At 60.6% G+C, this 16,139-nt stretch carries 18 protein-coding genes; 11 read left to right on the forward strand and 7 right to left on the reverse strand.

What is annotated here, in order from left to right:
- Nucleotides 1-180: 180 nt before the first annotated feature.
- From IT763_RS20500 to npr, 11 genes are all read left to right on the forward strand, one after another.
- Nucleotides 181-1,158, forward strand: coding sequence for a calcium/sodium antiporter (locus IT763_RS20500; protein ID WP_028127534.1), 978 nt, complete (start codon nt 181-183; stop codon nt 1,156-1,158).
- Nucleotides 1,159-1,174: 16 nt separating this feature from the next.
- Nucleotides 1,175-2,161 carry an arabinose-5-phosphate isomerase KdsD gene (gene kdsD, locus IT763_RS20505; protein WP_016930207.1) on the forward strand — a complete coding sequence of 329 codons (987 nt, stop codon included), beginning with the start codon at nt 1,175-1,177 and terminating at the stop codon, nt 2,159-2,161.
- 17 nt (nt 2,162-2,178) lie between these two features.
- Nucleotides 2,179-2,733: a 3-deoxy-manno-octulosonate-8-phosphatase KdsC gene (gene kdsC / locus IT763_RS20510; protein WP_021505108.1), complete on the forward strand. Its 555-nt coding sequence runs from the start codon at nt 2,179-2,181 to the stop codon at nt 2,731-2,733.
- Nucleotides 2,730-3,308, forward strand: coding sequence for an LPS export ABC transporter periplasmic protein LptC (lptC, locus tag IT763_RS20515; RefSeq protein ID WP_016930209.1), 579 nt, complete (start codon nt 2,730-2,732; stop codon nt 3,306-3,308). Before kdsC ends, lptC begins: the two co-directional genes overlap by 4 nt.
- Nucleotides 3,277-3,816 (forward strand): lipopolysaccharide ABC transporter substrate-binding protein LptA, encoded by a 540-nt coding sequence (lptA, locus tag IT763_RS20520; protein WP_028127535.1) that lies wholly within the window; start codon nt 3,277-3,279, stop codon nt 3,814-3,816. The genes lptC and lptA overlap by 32 nt, the downstream gene beginning before the upstream one ends.
- A 6-nt stretch (nt 3,817-3,822) precedes the next feature.
- Nucleotides 3,823-4,548 carry an LPS export ABC transporter ATP-binding protein gene (gene lptB, locus IT763_RS20525; protein ID WP_004937040.1) on the forward strand — a complete coding sequence of 242 codons (726 nt, stop codon included), beginning with the start codon at nt 3,823-3,825 and terminating at the stop codon, nt 4,546-4,548.
- A 52-nt stretch (nt 4,549-4,600) separates the two neighbouring features.
- Nucleotides 4,601-6,034, forward strand: coding sequence for an RNA polymerase factor sigma-54 (rpoN, locus tag IT763_RS20530; protein WP_016930211.1), 1,434 nt, complete (start codon nt 4,601-4,603; stop codon nt 6,032-6,034).
- 23 nt (nt 6,035-6,057) lie between these two features.
- Complete coding sequence (gene hpf, locus IT763_RS20535; protein WP_004937038.1) at nt 6,058-6,345, forward strand: ribosome hibernation promoting factor; 288 nt, start codon at nt 6,058-6,060, stop codon at nt 6,343-6,345.
- A gap of 155 nt (nt 6,346-6,500) precedes the next feature.
- The gene (gene ptsN / locus IT763_RS20540; RefSeq protein WP_016930212.1) at nt 6,501-6,962 is read left to right on the forward strand and encodes a PTS IIA-like nitrogen regulatory protein PtsN; all 462 of its coding nucleotides are present in this window, start codon (nt 6,501-6,503) and stop codon (nt 6,960-6,962) included.
- Nucleotides 6,963-7,091: 129 nt separating this feature from the next.
- Nucleotides 7,092-7,946 (forward strand): RNase adapter RapZ, encoded by an 855-nt coding sequence (gene rapZ / locus IT763_RS20545; protein WP_015379177.1) that lies wholly within the window; start codon nt 7,092-7,094, stop codon nt 7,944-7,946.
- Nucleotides 7,943-8,215, forward strand: a complete 273-nt coding sequence (npr, locus tag IT763_RS20550) for a PTS phosphocarrier protein NPr (protein ID WP_004937034.1) — start codon at nt 7,943-7,945, stop codon at nt 8,213-8,215. Before rapZ ends, npr begins: the two co-directional genes overlap by 4 nt.
- 40 nt (nt 8,216-8,255) lie before the next feature.
- On the opposite strand, the gene IT763_RS20555 is transcribed toward npr, so the two are convergent.
- From IT763_RS20555 to IT763_RS20585, 7 genes are all read right to left on the reverse strand, one after another.
- Nucleotides 8,256-10,172, reverse strand: a complete 1,917-nt coding sequence (locus IT763_RS20555; RefSeq protein ID WP_079450135.1) for a transcription antiterminator — start codon at nt 10,170-10,172, stop codon at nt 8,256-8,258.
- Between the two features lie 51 nt (nt 10,173-10,223).
- A complete protein-coding gene (locus IT763_RS20560; protein ID WP_097101336.1) occupies nt 10,224-11,438 on the reverse strand; it encodes a lactonase family protein in 1,215 nt (404 codons plus the stop codon).
- A 214-nt stretch (nt 11,439-11,652) separates the two neighbouring features.
- On the reverse strand, nt 11,653-12,393 hold the full coding sequence (locus tag IT763_RS20565) for a KDGP aldolase family protein (RefSeq protein WP_016930215.1): 741 nt from the start codon (nt 12,391-12,393) through the stop codon (nt 11,653-11,655).
- Nucleotides 12,390-13,508: a DgaE family pyridoxal phosphate-dependent ammonia lyase gene (locus tag IT763_RS20570; protein ID WP_049241462.1), complete on the reverse strand. Its 1,119-nt coding sequence runs from the start codon at nt 13,506-13,508 to the stop codon at nt 12,390-12,392. Before IT763_RS20570 ends, IT763_RS20565 begins: the two co-directional genes overlap by 4 nt.
- Complete coding sequence (locus IT763_RS20575) at nt 13,492-14,631, reverse strand: amidohydrolase/deacetylase family metallohydrolase (RefSeq protein ID WP_016930217.1); 1,140 nt, start codon at nt 14,629-14,631, stop codon at nt 13,492-13,494. Before IT763_RS20575 ends, IT763_RS20570 begins: the two co-directional genes overlap by 17 nt.
- Before the next feature lie 60 nt (nt 14,632-14,691).
- The gene (locus IT763_RS20580) at nt 14,692-15,342 is read right to left on the reverse strand and encodes a DUF4310 family protein (protein WP_004937013.1); all 651 of its coding nucleotides are present in this window, start codon (nt 15,340-15,342) and stop codon (nt 14,692-14,694) included.
- An 11-nt stretch (nt 15,343-15,353) separates the two neighbouring features.
- Nucleotides 15,354-16,130 (reverse strand): DUF4311 domain-containing protein, encoded by a 777-nt coding sequence (locus IT763_RS20585; protein ID WP_004937006.1) that lies wholly within the window; start codon nt 16,128-16,130, stop codon nt 15,354-15,356.
- Between the last annotated feature and the right edge of the window lie 9 nt (nt 16,131-16,139).

Below are 16,139 nucleotides of genomic sequence, written 5' to 3' on the forward strand. Positions count from 1 at the left end.
TTACTTTTCCGCGCCACCCGGTCAAAATTGGCGCCATAACGAAAAAAAACGAAACTGTTCAACTATTAGCCGGGGAAAACCGTTGCTGCGGCTCAAACGCGCGCAACGGAGGGCAAGCAATACCGCCGCATTGACGGCTTTAACCAACGAACCGGGATAATACCCGACAAAGGACCCTGCATGTTTCTCGCGATAGCATTATTAATCGTTGGTTTATTTCTACTGGTGTACGGTGCAGACCGCTTAGTTTATGGTGCTGCCGTGATTTCCCGCTCGCTCGGCGTACCGCCGTTGATCATCGGCATGACCATCGTCGGCATCGGCACTTCGCTGCCGGAGCTGATCGTGTCCACCACCGCCGCGCTGAACGGGCAGATAGATATGGCCGTTGGCAACGTAGTCGGTTCCAACATCACCAACATTTTATTGATCCTGGGCGTGGCGGCGTTGATTCACCCGCTGGCCGCGCGCTCTGAGATACTGCGGCGCGAACTGCCGCTGATGTTAGCGGTCACAGTATTATGCGGTTTCGTGTTGATGGACGGCACCCTGAGCAGGCTGGACGGCGTGCTGCTGCTGGCCGCCGCCGCCGGCTTCATCCTGCTGATGCTGAAAATCGCCCGGCTGGCACAGCGCGAGGGCAGCGACAGCCTGACTATGGAGCAGATCGCCGAGCTGCCGCAGGACAGCAGCAATACCGTGGCGGTGCTGTGGCTGGTGCTGGCGTTTATCATTCTGCCGCTCTCTTCCAGAATGGTGGTCGATAACGCGACGGTGATCGCGCACTATTTCGGCCTGAGCGAACTGGTGGTCGGTTTGACCATTATCGCCATCGGCACCAGCCTGCCCGAACTGGCCACCTCCATCGCCGGGGCGCTGAAGGGCGAGGATGATATGGCGATTGGCAATATCATCGGCTCCAATATTTTCAACACGGTGATCGTGCTGGGCGTACCCGCCCTGCTGTCGCCGGGCAGCGTAGACACCGCCGCCTTCCAGCGCGATTACTGGGTGATGCTGGCGGCCAGCGTGCTGCTGAGCGTGCTGTGCATCGGCCGCAAACATCGCATCGGCCACCTGGCGGGCGCGCTGTTATTATGCGGCTTTATTGCGTATCTTGCGGTGCTGTTCTTTAACCCTTTCAGTACTTTCGGCTAAACCGACGGGAATGAGTATGTCGAACATTGAGTTGCAACCGGGCTTCGATTTTCAACAGGCCGGTAAAGAAGTGCTTCAGATAGAGCGTGAAGGGCTGGCCCAGCTCGATCGCTACATCAACGCAGACTTCACCCGCGCCTGCGAAACGATCGCCGCCTGCGGCGGCAAAGTGGTGGTGATGGGCATGGGCAAATCCGGCCATATCGGCTGCAAGATCGCCGCGACCTTCGCCAGCACCGGCACGCCCTCATTCTTCGTTCATCCGGCGGAGGCCAGCCATGGCGATTTGGGCATGGTCACCCCGCAGGACATCGTGCTCGCCATCTCCAACTCCGGCGAGTCCAGCGAGATCCTGGCGCTGATCCCGGTGTTGAAACGCCAACAGATCACCCTCATCTGTATGACCAACAATCCGGAAAGCGCGATGGGTAAAGCGGCGGATATCCACCTGTGCATCAAGGTGCCGCAGGAAGCGTGCCCGCTGGGGCTGGCGCCGACCACCAGCACCACCGCCACGCTGGTGATGGGCGATGCGCTGGCCGTCGCGCTGCTGAAAGCGCGTGGTTTCACGCCGGAAGATTTCGCGCTGTCGCATCCGGGCGGCGCACTCGGCCGCAAACTGCTGCTGCGGGTTAGCGATATCATGCACAGCGGCGATGAAATACCCCACGTCAGCGCCGACGCCTCGTTGCGCGACGCGTTGCTGGAAATTACCCGCAAAAATCTGGGCCTGACGGTGATCTGCGACGATTTGATGAAAATCGCCGGCATCTTTACCGATGGCGACCTGCGCCGGGTGTTCGACATGGGCATCAACCTGCACGAGGCGAAGATCGCCGATGTCATGACGCCGGGCGGCGTGCGGGTGCGCCCCAACCTCCTGGCGGTCGATGCATTGAACCTGATGCAACAACGCCACATCACCGCGCTGCTGGTTGCCGATGGCGACCAGTTGCTGGGTGTGGTACATATGCATGACATGCTGCGCGCCGGCGTCGTTTAATTAAGGAATAGAACGGAATGGGTATGGTAGAAACCTGCTACGGGCCGGTAGAACAAGAGGTTATGGCGCGTGCCGGGAACATCCGCCTGTTGATTTGCGACGTTGACGGCGTGCTGTCGGACGGCCTGATCTTCATGGGCAACAACGGTGAAGAACTGAAGGCGTTCAACGTGCGCGACGGTTACGGCATCCGCTGCTTGAAAACCTCGGACATCGAGGTGGCGATCATCACCGGTCGCTCCGCCAAGCTGCTGGAAGATCGCGCGCAGACGCTCGGCATCACCCATCTGTATCAGGGGCAATCCGATAAGCTTTTGGCCTTCCGCGAACTGTTGGATAAACTGTCGTTAACGGCGGATCAGGTCGCCTATATCGGCGATGACCTGATCGACTGGCCGGTGATGGCGCAGGTCGGCCTGGCGGTCGCGGTGGCGGACGCCCACCCGCTGCTGACGCCGCGCGCCCACTACGTCACCCGCATTGCCGGCGGCCGCGGCGCGGTGCGCGAACTGTGCGACATCATTCTTTTGGCTCAAAATAAGCTGGAGGACGCCAAAGGGCTGTCGATATGAGTAAAACCAAACTGTGGATCACCATCCTGTTGACGGTGATCGTTCTGGCGCTGATCGGCTGGAACATGACGGACTTCAGCGACGACACGGCCCCTGGCCCGGTCAACGATCAGGATCCGACCTACCAGAGCCAGCACACGGTCACCGTGGTGTACAACCCGGCCGGCAAGCTGAATTACAAACTGGTGGCGGAAGACGCGAAGTATTACACCGCCGGCGAGCTGAGCTGGTTCACCCAGCCGGTGATGACGCTGTTCGATGAGAATGCGGTGGCCACCTGGTCAGTTCGCGCCGATCGCGCCAAACTGACTAAAGACCGAATGCTGTATCTGTATGGTCACGTCGAGGTGAACAGCCTGACCACCACCTCGCAGCTGGAAAAAATTAAGACGGACAACGCTCAGGTAAACCTGGTCACCCAAGACGTCACCTCCGATGACGAAGTCACGCTTTACGGGACCAATTTTACCTCTAACGGCATGAAAATGCGTGGGAACCTGCGGACCAAAACCGCTGAGCTGATTGATAAGGTTAAGACCAACTATGAAATTCAGAACCAAAAAACAACTCCGTAACCTGTTGCTCGGCAGCTTAGTTTTGGCCGCCAGCGCCCCCGCTCTGGCGCTGAAATCCGACTCCAGCCAGCCGGTCAGCATCGACTCGCTCAAGCAGTCGTTGGACATGCAAAGCAACGTCAGCACCTTCACCGACAACGTGGTGATCAAACAGGGCACCATCGATATTCGCGCCGACAAGGTGGTCGTCACCCGCCCGGGCGGAGATCAGAATAAGACCTATATTGAAGCGTTCGGCAACCCGGTAACCTTCTACCAGATGCAGGACAGCGGCAAGCCGGTCAAAGGCCACGCGCAGAAAGTGCGTTACGACGTGGCGACCCAGCTGGTGACCCTGACGGGCAACGCCTATCTGGAGCAGCTCGACAGCAACGTGAAAGGCGATCGCATCACCTATCTGGTGCAACAGCAGCAAATGCAGGCGTTTAGCGATAAAGGCAAACGCGTGACAACGGTTCTGGTACCGTCGCAGTTGCAAGACAAAAACGAGCAAAAAAAGAGTAACTAATCACTTATGGCAACACTCATCGCAGAAAACCTGGCGAAAGCCTACAAGGGCCGTAAAGTTGTCGAAGACGTCAGCCTGAAAGTGAAATCCGGCGAGATCGTCGGCCTGCTCGGCCCGAACGGCGCCGGTAAAACCACCACCTTCTACATGGTGGTCGGCATCGTGCCGCGCGACGCCGGGCGCATCGTGATCGACGAAGAAGACATCAGCCTGCTGCCGCTGCACGCCCGCGCGCGCCGCGGCATTGGTTACCTGCCGCAGGAAGCGTCGATCTTCCGCCGCCTGAGCGTGTACGACAACCTGATGGCGGTGCTGGAGATTCGCCCCGACCTCACCAGCGAACAGCGCGAAGACCGCGCCAAAGAGCTGATGGAAGAGTTCCATATCTCCCATCTGCGCGACAGCCTCGGCCAGGCGCTGTCCGGCGGTGAACGCCGCCGCGTCGAAATCGCCCGCGCGCTGGCGGCCAACCCGAAATTCATTCTGCTGGACGAACCCTTCGCCGGGGTGGATCCGATTTCCGTTATCGACATCAAAAAAATCATCGAGCACCTGCGTGACAGCGGCCTAGGCGTGCTGATCACCGACCACAACGTGCGCGAGACGCTGGACGTGTGTGAACGCGCCTACATCGTCAGCCAGGGCAAACTGATTGCCCACGGCACGCCGGATGCTATTCTGGCCGACGAGCAGGTTAAACGCGTTTATCTGGGCGAAGAGTTCCGCCTCTAAGCGCCGGCGCGCCCTGCGGGGCGACACCGTTAACGGAAGTAGACAGAAAACTATGAAGCAAGGTTTGCAACTCAGGCTCAGTCAACAGCTGGCCATGACTCCTCAGCTCCAGCAGGCGATCCGCCTGCTGCAGTTGTCCACGCTTGAGCTTCAACAAGAGATCCAGCTGGCGCTGGAGAGCAATCCGCTGCTTGAACAGACCGATCTGCACGACGAAATCGACGCCAAAGAAACCCAGGAGACCGAGGGGCTCGATACCCGCGAGGCGCTGGAACAGAAAGACATGCCGGAAGAGCTGCCGCTGGACGCCACCTGGGATGAGATCTACACCGCCGGCACGCCGTCCGGCACCGGCACCGACTACAGCGACGACGAGCTGCCGGTCTATCAGGGCGAGACCACCCAAACGCTGCAGGATTACCTGATGTGGCAGGTGGATCTGACGCCGTTTTCCGATACCGACGCCGCCATCGCCACCTCCATCGTCGACGCGGTGGACGACACCGGCTATCTCACCGTGCCGCTGGAAGACATTCTGGAAAGCCTGGGCGACGAAAACGTGACCCTCGATGAAGTCGAGGCGGTGTTGAAGCGCGTGCAGCGTTTCGATCCGATCGGCGTCGCCGCGCGCGATCTGCGCGATTGCCTGCTGGTGCAGCTCTCCCAATACGCCAAAGACACCCCTTACCTGGCCGAAGCGCGGCTGATCATCAGCGACCATCTGGATCTGCTGGCCAACCATGACTTTCGCAGCCTGATGCGATCAACCCGGCTAAAAGAAGATACACTGAAAGAAGCGATGCTGCTGATTCAGTCGCTCGATCCGCGCCCGGGGCAGTCGATCAATACCGGCGAATCGGAATACGTGATCCCGGACGTGCTGGTGCGCAAGACGCAGAACAAATGGACGGTCGAGCTCAACGGCGACAGCGTTCCGCGTTTGAAGATCAATCAGCAATACGCAGCGCTGGGCAACAGCGCCCGCAGCGAAGCCGACGGCCAGTTCATCCGCAGCAACCTGCAGGAAGCCAAGTGGCTGATTAAAAGCCTGGAGAGCCGTAACGAGACGCTGCTGAAGGTCACCCGCTGCATCGTCGATCAGCAGCAGGCGTTCTTCGAGCAAGGCGAAGAGTTTATGAAACCCATGGTGCTGGCGGATATCGCCCAGGCCGTGGAAATGCATGAATCGACGATCTCGCGCGTCACCACGCAGAAGTTTCTGCACAGCCCGCGCGGCATTTTCGAATTGAAATATTTCTTCTCCAGCCACGTGAATACCGACAGCGGCGGCGAAGCCTCCTCGACGGCGATCCGCGCATTGGTGAAGAAATTGATTGCGGCGGAAAACCCCGCCAAACCACTCAGCGACAGCAAGCTGGCCACCCTGCTCGCCGATCAGGGGATCATCGTGGCGCGGCGCACCGTCGCCAAGTACCGAGAGTCTTTGTCCATCCCGCCGTCGAACCAGCGTAAACAGTTGGTTTGACCTCTATTGAGAAGGAAGACACTATGCAGCTCAACATTACCGGACACCACATCGAAATCACCGATCCGTTGCGCGAGTTCGTGAACAACAAGTTCGCCAAACTCGAACAGTATTTTGATCGCATCAATCAGGTGTATGTTGTATTAAGTGTGGAAAAAGTGCAGCAAATTGCGGAAGCAACGGTGCACGTGAATGGAGGCGAGTTGCACGCCACCTCGGAAGACGAGAATATGTATGCCGCAATTGATACGCTGATCGACAAATTGGCACGTCAATTGAACAAACATAAAGACAAATTGAAGCAACACTGACACCCTAACCCATTCCATGAGGCGGCATCCGTCGCCGCCTCACCCTTCGGCGCGTGACCCGCATGGGTGACGCGCCGAACGGTAATCAGGGTTAAAACCGACGAAAAACCGCCTTGCCGGGCGCGCCCGGCGGCGCGGTTTTAAGTGAAGATGAGATGAACAACGAATATATGCAATTAAGCTCGGTGTTAAACATCGAGTGCACCAAAAGCTCGGTACACTGCACCAGCAAGAAGCGGGCTTTGGAAATTATCAGCGAACTGGCCGCCAAACAGCTCAATCTGCCTTCGCAGGTGGTGTTTGACGCGGTTCTCACCCGGGAACGCATGGGCAGCACCGGTATCGGCAACGGTATCGCCATTCCCCACGGCAAACTGGAAGAGGACACACTGCGGGCCGTTGGCGTGTTTATCCGTCTCGACCAACCCATCGCTTTCGACGCTATCGATAACCAGCCGGTCGACCTGCTGTTCGCGCTATTGGTGCCTGCCGATCAGTGCAAAACCCATTTGCATACCCTGTCGCTGGTCGCCAAACGCCTGGCCGACAAAACCGTATGTCGCCGCCTGCGCGCCGCGCAAAGCGACGAAGAACTTTACCAAATCATCACCGAGTGATGCCCGGCCGGCGTGACTTCCAGCCCGGATAACGTTACTGTTTCACGATGATGGATCCGGCTGCGGCCGGAATAACAAAGTTTCCACCGGTGGCGATGAACGCCGCCGCGATGCCAGGGGAGTTGCCACATGGTGCTGATGATTGTCAGCGGCCGTTCCGGTTCCGGAAAATCCGTCGCCTTGCGGGCGCTGGAAGACATGGGTTTTTACTGCGTTGACAACCTGCCGGTGGTTCTGCTGCCGCAGCTCGCCAATACGCTGGCGGAACGCAATATCTCCGCGGCGGTCAGCATCGACGTGCGCAACATGCCGGAATCGCCGGAAGTGTTCGAATACGCGATGACTCAGCTGCCGGACAGCTTCTCACCGCAGCTGCTGTTCCTCGACGCCGATCGCAACACGCTGATCCGCCGTTACAGCGACACCCGCCGCCTGCATCCGCTCTCCAGCAAAAACCTGTCGCTGGAAAGCGCGATCGACGAAGAAAGCGATCTGCTCGAACCGCTGCGCTCGCGGGCTGACCTGATTATCGACACCTCGGAAATGTCGGTGCACGAACTGGCCGAAATGCTGCGCACCCGCCTGCTGGGCAAGCGCGAGCGCGAACTGACCATGGTGTTCGAATCCTTCGGTTTCAAACACGGCATCCCGATCGACGCCGACTACGTGTTCGACGTGCGCTTCCTGCCGAACCCGCACTGGGATCCGAAGCTGCGGCCGATGACCGGTCTGGACAAGCCGGTAGCGTCGTTCCTCGATCGCCATACCGAAGTGCACAACTTCATCTACCAGACCCGCAGCTACCTGGAGCAATGGCTGCCGATGCTGGAAACCAACAACCGCAGCTACCTGACGGTCGCCATCGGCTGTACCGGCGGCAAGCACCGCTCGGTGTACGTGGCGGAACAGCTGGCCGATTACTTCCGCTCGCGCGGCAAGAACGTGCAGTCGCGCCACCGCACGCTGGAAAAGCGTAAACAATGACGGTCAAACAGACGGTTGAAATCAAAAACAAACTGGGCATGCACGCGCGCCCGGCGATGAAGCTGTTCGAACTGGTGCAAAGCTTCGATGCGGAAGTGATGCTGCGCAACGAAAGCGGCACCGAGGCCGAAGCCAGCAGCGTCATCGCGCTGCTGATGCTGGACTCCGCCCAGGGCCGGCATATCGAAGTCGAAGCGACCGGCCCCGACGAAGTCAACGCGCTGGCGGCGGTGGTCGAGCTGTTCAACTCCGGGTTTGATGAAGATTAGTCGCTGAGGGCGCTTCTGCGCCCAATCACTCACATGCCCCTCAACTCCGGCTCAGGCAGTCCAACGCCACCGCCTTAAAACTGTCGAAGCTGTCGCTGCCCAGCAGGCGGCTCATTGAGCGTTCACGCACAAAGGTGACGAACAGCTCGTAGATCGCCATCGCCTCTTCATAGTCGCTCTTGCTGATCGCCAGCAGGAAAATCACGTGCGCGATCTCACCTTCCCCCCAGACGACGCCCTGCGGCGCCAGCAGCGTCACCACCACGGTCTTTTTCGCCAGCAGCCCCAGCGAGTGCGGCAAGGCGATGCCTTCGCCCAGCAGCGTGGAGACGATCGCCTCGCGTTCGACCACCGACGGATAGAAGTCCGCGCCGACGTATCCTTCCCGCTCCAGCTGGCCGCATACCCGGCTGAACAGCTCCGCCTGCGTCAGCGGCTCGTCGAGCACCATGAAATGCTCGGCGTCGAAGAACTTCTCCAGCATGTACGGTTTGGTGCGATCCACCAGCACCAATTTGCCCAGTTGCTCCAGCTGATAATCGGTCGGGAACGGCGACATCACCACCACCGGCTTGTTCTTTTCGCCGATGCGGGCGTTGGAAATCACGAAGTCTTCGTCGATGTGCGCAAGCATCTCATAATCGCGCAGCGAGACGATGCGCGTCATCACCAGTTGCGGATACTTGCGCGCAATCTGCGCCTGGATCATGCGCACCGTCGAGTTGCCGGTATCGCACACCAGCATCACCTGCGGGTGGCGTTCATAACCGATGTTGTAATGCCGCTCCAGCCCCACGCCGATGTGCAACACCAGATAGCCGATCTCGTTTTCACTCAGGGTATAGGGGGTGTATTTGCCCCAGCTGGAGACCGCCGCCAGCGTCACGTCGTAAGCCATCGGATAGTGCTGCTTGATGTTGGCCAGCAGCGGATTGGGGATGTTGATCTGGTATTTCACCCGCGTAATCATGGTCTTGATATGGGTGAGCAGATCGGCCCGCAGCTGCTCGTCGCCCTGCAGATTGTAGTTATAGTGTGCGTTGATGTAGGACAGGATGTAGTCCACCAACGCTTCTTCATCGTCGGCGTTGATCTCGGTCGGTTGCACGTCCTGCACGCGGCGCGCGGCGATGTTGACCCGCAGATAGGCCTCTTCGGCCATCGAGATCTCTTTGCCGGAGGCCGCGCGCAGCTCCGCCGCCAGACGGGTCGACACCTGGCGTACCGCCTCGTCGCCGTCCTCCACCTCGAAGTCCGGCAGCGGATAACCGTCGTTGATGCGCCGCAGGGCCACCGCGCAGTAGAAGATCAGATACTGCTCGCCCTCGTCGGTCAGGCGAATGGCGTATTGCGACAACAGCGGGTGCAGCAATCCGGCGAACGCCGCCACCTGCGGCTGCAACAGGATCTCGTTGTTGAGCAACGGGTTCTCGGCGTCGGCCAGCTGCAGCTGGAACAACAGATCGGTCAGGCAGGCGCGGATCGCCATCTCCGCGCCGAACAGCTTCATGCCGTAACGCGGTTTGGTTTCGATCGTCAATTGATAATGCGCCAGACGCTCCCTCACCTCAGCCATGTCGTTTTGCAGCGTGCCGCGGCTGACGAACCATTCGTCGGCCAGATCTTCCAGTTTGAGAGAGAAGGCTGAGGTCAAAAAACGCACCAGCAGATAATGCACCCGCTCCTGCGCGCTGCGCGGGGTGGCCTGTTTGCGGCGCTCCTGATGCTGCAGGGCGCTGAACAGCGCAGCGTTATCGACCTGCAAACGATAGCCGGCCCCGCGGCTATGCACGAAGCGCGCGCCGTATTTGTCCAGGATCTCGTTCAGCGCGGTGATATCCGCCCGCACCGTGCGGGTGGACACGGCGAAACGCTTCGCCAGCTCATCCTGCGGCAAAGTCTCGGTTTGCAAAGCATCGAACAAGTAAGCCAAACGCGGGTAAGGAAATCGCACCATTCTGTGTCCGTCAATCAGGCGGCCCACCCGGCGAACCGGACGGGCCACGGGTTACTTCGCCGGCGGCAGAAACGCCATTTGCGAGGGGCTGCCGATCGGCAGATAGCCGCCCACAAAGCTGAGTTTGCCGTCCGTCGGGTTGACGCTGAAGCGGGTGACGTTATCGCTGCGCTGGTTCAGCGCATACAGATAGCGGCCATCCGGGCTCAGCGCCAGCGAACGCGGATAATCGCCGCGGGTCCAGGTTTCCGCCACCGGTTTCAACTCGCCGCCGGCGCCCACGCTGAACTGGGCAATGCTGTTATGCAGTCGGTTGGCGACGTACAGCGTGCCGCCGTTTTTGCTGAGCGCCAGCCCCGAGGCGAAGCTGGTGCCCTGATAGTCGGCGGGCAGCGCGGAAACCGCATGCAGTTGTTTCAGAGTACCTTTTTGGCGATCAAAACGGTAGCTGGTCAACGTCGAGGCCTCTTCGTTCACCAGCAGCACGGTGTCGCCGTCCGGGTGGAACACAAAATGACGCGGGCCGGCGCCGGCGGAAGAGGCGGCGATCCACGGCGGATCGTTCGGCGTCAGGCGGCCGCTCGCGGCGTCAAAGCGCCATTGGTAGATGCGATCCAACCCCAGATCCGTGGAGAACACGAACTTGCCGCTCGGATCGCTGGCGATCATATGGGCATGCGGGCCGTTGTGATCGCTGATGGCGAAGCTGCCGTTCACCGCCGCCGCCGGTTTGGCCGCGCCCGCCGGCCCCTGCTGTTGCTGCACCGAGCTGGCGGCGCCCAGGCTGCCGTCCGCTTCAATCGGGAAAGCCGCCACGCTGCCGCTGACGTAGTTCGCCACCAGCAGATGGCGGCCGTCCGGCGTCGAGGAGAGATACACCGGCCCTGCCCCCTGCGAATCCACCTGGTTGAGCTGCGTCAGTGCGCCATCGGCCGGATTGACCCGGTAGGCGGTGATGCCACCGTGCTTGCCGCCGTTGAAATCGGCCACTTCGCTGGCGACATACAGCGTCTTGCCGTCAGCGCTCAACGTCAGCTGCGCCGGATTCGGCACATTGCTGACCAGCGTGGCGTGGCTCAGCGCGCCGCTGGCCGGATCGACCTGCACCCGATAAACGCCTTCGCCGTTGGGATTGTAGGTGCCGATATAGGCAAAATGAGATGACGTGGAGTTCATTGCATCCTCAGCATGCAGCGCCGGGCCGGTCACGGCCAGCAGCGCCAGGAACAACGCGGAGCGTCGGGTTGGAACCTGCCAGTTTCGCATAGTAATCCTCAGTATATATCCGTCATCTTTCAAGCCGCAGCGTTGTTGGCTGCCCGCACTCACCCCAGGAGCTTACTTAAGTAAGCTCTTGGGGTGAGTGCGCTTGCCGCCTAGCTGCAACTTGAAAGCTATAGGCTATAGGTAACGGCGGCGCGGCATGCCGCGCAACGGGAAAACCTTCGCCTCCCAGCGTTTACCTCATCCCATTGTGCGTTCAGCCCACCAGCGTTTTGGTCATCGCCAGTAGGGTTTTCACGTCCTGCGGGCGCGTGTCGCCGCTGGCGGCGTCGATGATCGAACTGTAGATATGCGGGATCACGCGTTTCACGCCGGCCGCCAGCGCGATCTCGACGATCGGCTCAAAGTTCTCCAGATCGATGCCGCCGGTCGGCTCCAGCATGAAGTCATGCTCGGCGCAGGCCTTGGCTACGTACTGGTATTCGTCCTTGCACTTCAGGCCGCCCATCGGGAAATACTTGATGGAGCTGCCGCCCATGTCTTTCAGCAGGGCGATGGCGGTTTCCACCGGCACGATGCCGTCCGGCGCCGCGGCGCTCAATGGGCCGGTAGAGATCTTCACCCAACCGACGCGGCCGGTCGGCGACACCAGGCCGTTGACCACGCTGTCGTTCTGGCCCAGCAGCGCGCGGCTGGCGCCGACGCCGGTAAACACCTGGTTAACGTGCTGCGGCTGCACCTGCTGAGCGATCAGGCTAACCATCGCCGACTGCTTCGGATCGCCGGCGCCCAGGCCGACCGAGAGCGCGTTTTCAATTAGGCGCGCATAGCGCAGCATGTCGGTCACCGCGCTGTCGACGTCCGGGTAGTTTTTGGAGAGCACGCCCACCAGCACATGGCCTTCCGCCGCGGCGTAGATGTCTTGCGCGTTGGCTTTGGAGCCGGCCAGCACGTTCAGGCAAACGCGGTCGCGATAGTAGTTAGGCTGCAGCTTCATGCTTGTTTCTCCGTAAACAGGTTTTTGATACAGCTAAAGACGGTCATCAGCTGTTGCTCGTCGACGCTGCGCACGTCGACCTCAATCTTGCCCTCGTTGGCCTTATAGCCGCGGAAGTAGATGGCGATGTCGCCGGTTTTCAGCGCCTGGACGATGTCATAGGTCGACCGCCCCAGCACCGCCTCATCAAAGGTGATCTCGGCGCGAGCGATATCGCGGCCGGCGCTGTCCCAGACGGTCCTGGCGCTGACGCCGGTCAGGGTGTTGAGGCTGTCGAGGAACGGCGTCATCCGTTCCACCATCTGTTGCCCGGTGGTTTTCTCAAGCGTCAGATAGCTTTCAATCGCCTGCGTCAGGCCGAGGATGCCCTCTTTGCCGACCTTCATCGCCCGGCCGATGCCGCCGGATTGCAACTTCACCCACTCGACGTACTGTTTCTTGCCGATCACGAGACCGCTGGTCGGCCCCTCGATGGCTTTGGCGCCGCTGTAGATCACCAGATCGGCCCCCATCTGGTAGTAACACATCAGATCTTCTTCCGCCGCGGCGTCGACGATCAGCGGCAGGTTATGTTTGCGCGCCACCACCGCCGCCTGTTCGACGGACAGGATGCTTTTCTGCACGCAGTGGTGCGATTTGACGTACAGGATAGCCGCGGTCTGCGGCGTGATGCAGGCTTCAATCTGCTCCGGCGAACATTCGTTGGCGTACCCCGCCTCCACCACCTTGCCGCCGCCCAGCGCCACCATGGTGTCCACCGGGGCGCCGAAGTTGACGTTGTGACCGCGCGGCAGCACGATCTCGCGCGGCACGGTCACCGACGCCGAATGCAGGTTCACCAGCAGATTGGCGTTATCTTTAACGATCACCGCCGCCACCGACTGGGCGATGCCCGCCGAGGCGCAGGAGACGATCACCGCATCCTCCACGTTGAGCAGATCGGCGATGTAGGCGCCGGTCTTGTTGACCAGATCCTTGATTTCGAAATAGTGGTTCAGGCCGTAATCAACGGCGTCGATCACGTCCTGGCGCGGCGTGGAAACGCCGAGAATGGTCATGCGGCCGGAGGTGTTGATCACCTGCTTCAAACCGTATTTTTCATAAATCGAAGACATGGCTTGCCTCCCCTTGTTCGGTTAATAGGATTTCCCCGGCCACCACCGCGGCCAACGGCACCAGCAGCCGTTCGCCCTCGGCGGTTTGCCCTTCGGCGTCGGCGAATACCTGCGGTTCGCGGCGCAGCTCAAACAGCGTGAAATCGGCGTCATAGCCCGGCTCCAGCCGCCCTTTGCCGCTCAGCTGCAGCGCCGACGCGGCGTTCTCCGTCACGCAGGCGATCACCTGCGGCAGCGTCAGGCCGACGCTGAAGAACTTGGACATCACCGTCGCCAGGCTGTGCACCGGTCCGTTCATGCGGTTGCGGCAGTAAATATCGGAGCTGATGGTGTGCGGCAAAATGCCCAGTTTGATCGCCTGGCGCGCCACCTCGAAGCTGAAGCTGGCGGTGCCGTGCCCTACGTCGAGCAATACGCCGCGCCGCAGCGCGCGCTGGATAGACTCGCGCAGCGTGCCCGCCGGCGTCAGAATGCGGTTCGGTTTGCCGTTGTAGCAGTGGGTGATGATGTCGCCGCGGGTCAGCAGATCGGCGATCTCATCCAGATCCGGCGGGTTATTGCCGATATGCACCATCAACGGCAGCTGGCGGTTTTCCTGCTGGATCTCTTTGGCCAACACCAGCGGGCGAGTGCCGTTCTTGCCCACCACGCTGCTGCTCATGCGCGCCTTGATGCCGATGACAAAGCCGGGGTGGTTGGCGATGGCCTGGCCGGCCTCGCGCTTGTCGATGTCCGTCATCTCCGCCAGCTCGTTCTGCCGCAGCAGGCCGATGCGCGAGATATTGAGGAAGGCGAAAACGTTGGTTTTGGCGCTGCGCGTCAGCTGATAAAAGGCGTCGATATCGTCGGCGCCGGTGCTACCAGCATCGACCACACTGGTGACGCCGCTGGCGACGCCGACCCGATCCGGCTCGTCATGGTAAATCGGCGATTCGGGATAGCAATGCACGTGCGCGTCGATCCAACCGGCGCTCAGGCGGCAGTTGCCCGCCAAATCCAGCTGGCGAACGGCGCTGACGTCCGCCGCCAACCGCCCCACCGAGGCTATTTTGCCGTCTTTCACCGCCAGATCGATCAGCGTGTCGTCCGCCAGTCTGGCGCCTCTGATTACTAAGTCATACATACCGCATTGCTCCTGTTAGCCCGGGTGCCGCCGTATCGGGCAGCGCCTGGCGCAGGCCTCTTAAGAAATGGCTACCGGGAAGATCGCCCCCAGGATCATCGCGCCGAGGATCGCTCCGCCGGTGATCGGTTTACCCCAGATATAGAACAGCAGCGCGCCGAGCAGCGAACCGATGCCGATCGGGATCGAGGCGGTCATCGCCGACAGGATGATCAACGGCCCGAGGAAGCGGCCCGAGGAGTTGCCCGCGCCCATCATCACGTCAGCCCCGTAGGTGGAGTTGCTCTGATTGATGGTGAATTTGCGCGCCAGAATGATCACGTAACCGATCGCCAGGCCGATGATTAGACCGGTGGCCAGCGAAGCGGCGAAGTTGGCGACCGGGAACACGATGCCGGCCCCCAAAAGCAGCGCCGGCACGCCCAGCCCGACGCCGGTCTGGATCGCGCCGCCGATGTCGAGGATGCCCACCAGCGAGCCTTCGATGATGCGCGCGAACAGGAAGCTGGCGCCGAACGCCGCCACCGCGCCGTATACGCCGGTATCCATCCCCGCCCGCAGCATGGAGACGAAGGCCACTTCGTTAAAGGCGCCGATGCCGTACAGGTAGTACATATGCGTCCCGGCGAACACGCCGGAGGACAGCAGGCCAACAAAAATCGGGAATGACCAGTCGGCGTACCAGAAGCCTTTTTGGGTTTGCTCTTCCATCATCCCGCTCCTTATTTACCGCTCAGGGTGTTGTGAATGGCGTCCAGCCAACCCGGCACGCCGAGGCTGAAGGACTCGAGAACTTTCATGTCGAAGCCGCGGAAGAAGCCGCTCAGCACGAACAGCAGCACGATCACCGCCATCATGATCTTGGTGATTTTGTTCCAGCCGCTCTCTTCCACGCCCTTGCCGATCAGAATGCCCAGCACCAGGCCCGGTACGGCGTTGCCCATGATCAGCTGCGCCAGGCCGCCGAAGATGGTGCCCCAGAAGCCGGAACGGCGCCCGGCGTCGATCGCCGCCAGCCAGAAGATCACCGGCATCACGGTGTTCACCAGCAGGTTGGCCGCCGGCACCAGCACCTTGATGGCGGTAACCTGCAGCGCGGCAGGCACGGCGGAAGCGGTGGTATTGAGGAAGGCCACCACCAGCATGCCGATGATGCCGCAGGCGATGGCCATTTTTTTCGGATCGTGCAGCGTTTGCGCCAGATTGCGGTTCTTGACCATCAGGGCCGCCGCGCCCCAATGCGGGATGATGCGGTGATCGACGTCCTGCGTGAAGGAGCCCGCCGCCACGGAAGACGCCCAGGCGTTGAAGAAGAAGCCCAGACCGAATGAGAAGTGGGAAGCCGGATCGCCCTCGCAGGAGTTCAGCTCGCCCAGGGTGCGAAACGCTCCCATGCCCTGTGTTGTCGGCGCGTGGAACATGCGTGCGGCGCCGGCCCCTACGCCGACCCCCACCAGCCCACCGATAATAATCGATTTAAATAAGATGATTAAAAACATCAGTATACC

Origin of the sequence: Serratia sp. CMO1 (genome assembly GCF_015689115.1) — a bacterium.
Lineage (GTDB): Bacteria > Pseudomonadota > Gammaproteobacteria > Enterobacterales > Enterobacteriaceae > Serratia > Serratia marcescens.

Excerpts from the sequence above, each read along its gene's own strand:
- IT763_RS20580 (WP_004937013.1), bottom strand. The coding sequence starts at position 15,342 with ATGGAAGAGCAAACCCAAAAAGGCTTCTGGTACGCCGACTGGTCATTC.
- rpoN (WP_016930211.1), top strand. The coding sequence starts at position 4,601 with ATGAAGCAAGGTTTGCAACTCAGGCTCAGTCAACAGCTGGCCATGACT.
- kdsD (WP_016930207.1), top strand. The coding sequence starts at position 1,175 with ATGTCGAACATTGAGTTGCAACCGGGCTTCGATTTTCAACAGGCCGGT.
- IT763_RS20570 (WP_049241462.1), bottom strand. The coding sequence starts at position 13,508 with ATGTCTTCGATTTATGAAAAATACGGTTTGAAGCAGGTGATCAACACC.
- ptsN (WP_016930212.1), top strand. The coding sequence starts at position 6,501 with ATGAACAACGAATATATGCAATTAAGCTCGGTGTTAAACATCGAGTGC.
- IT763_RS20575 (WP_016930217.1), bottom strand. The coding sequence starts at position 14,631 with ATGTATGACTTAGTAATCAGAGGCGCCAGACTGGCGGACGACACGCTG.
- IT763_RS20565 (WP_016930215.1), bottom strand. The coding sequence starts at position 12,393 with ATGAAGCTGCAGCCTAACTACTATCGCGACCGCGTTTGCCTGAACGTG.
- lptC (WP_016930209.1), top strand. The coding sequence starts at position 2,730 with ATGAGTAAAACCAAACTGTGGATCACCATCCTGTTGACGGTGATCGTT.
- npr (WP_004937034.1), top strand. The coding sequence starts at position 7,943 with ATGACGGTCAAACAGACGGTTGAAATCAAAAACAAACTGGGCATGCAC.
- IT763_RS20560 (WP_097101336.1), bottom strand. The coding sequence starts at position 11,438 with ATGCGAAACTGGCAGGTTCCAACCCGACGCTCCGCGTTGTTCCTGGCG.
- rapZ (WP_015379177.1), top strand. The coding sequence starts at position 7,092 with ATGGTGCTGATGATTGTCAGCGGCCGTTCCGGTTCCGGAAAATCCGTC.
- lptB (WP_004937040.1), top strand. The coding sequence starts at position 3,823 with ATGGCAACACTCATCGCAGAAAACCTGGCGAAAGCCTACAAGGGCCGT.
- IT763_RS20585 (WP_004937006.1), bottom strand. The coding sequence starts at position 16,130 with ATGTTTTTAATCATCTTATTTAAATCGATTATTATCGGTGGGCTGGTG.
- hpf (WP_004937038.1), top strand. The coding sequence starts at position 6,058 with ATGCAGCTCAACATTACCGGACACCACATCGAAATCACCGATCCGTTG.
- kdsC (WP_021505108.1), top strand. The coding sequence starts at position 2,179 with ATGGGTATGGTAGAAACCTGCTACGGGCCGGTAGAACAAGAGGTTATG.
- IT763_RS20555 (WP_079450135.1), bottom strand. The coding sequence starts at position 10,172 with ATGGTGCGATTTCCTTACCCGCGTTTGGCTTACTTGTTCGATGCTTTG.
- IT763_RS20500 (WP_028127534.1), top strand. The coding sequence starts at position 181 with ATGTTTCTCGCGATAGCATTATTAATCGTTGGTTTATTTCTACTGGTG.
- lptA (WP_028127535.1), top strand. The coding sequence starts at position 3,277 with ATGAAATTCAGAACCAAAAAACAACTCCGTAACCTGTTGCTCGGCAGC.